This is a genomic window from Paraburkholderia sp. EG286B, assembly GCF_040965655.1.
In the GTDB taxonomy this organism is placed as follows: Bacteria; Pseudomonadota; Gammaproteobacteria; order Burkholderiales; family Burkholderiaceae; genus Paraburkholderia.
The window spans coordinates 1-255 of record NZ_JBFRCF010000258.1; the positions used below are offsets into that span (position 1 = coordinate 1).

Annotated in this window: 1 protein-coding gene; it reads left to right on the forward strand. The window is 60.0% G+C overall.

All coding sequences use genetic code 11. The annotated features are described in order from the left end of the window. Nucleotides 1-255 (forward strand): SDR family NAD(P)-dependent oxidoreductase (locus tag AB4Y42_RS44665; RefSeq protein WP_368697950.1); only part of this gene is annotated, 255 nt, incomplete at both ends.

The following is a 255-nucleotide window of genomic DNA, read 5'->3' on the forward strand; positions in this document are numbered from 1 at the left end:
ATGGTGCGTTCACGCGCGCAGGTGGCGGCACGATTATCAATATCGGCTCGATGCTCTCCCTGTTCGGCACGACCTACGGTTCGGCCTATGCGGCCAGCAAGGGCGGAATCGTGCAGCTCGGCAAAGCATGGGCTGTGGAATGGGCACCTCATAACATTCAGGTCAACACGTTGCTGCCTGGCTGGATCGAAAGCGATCTGACCGCCGAGGCGAAACGGCTTTTCCCTGACCTCGAAGCGGGCATCTTGAGCCGCA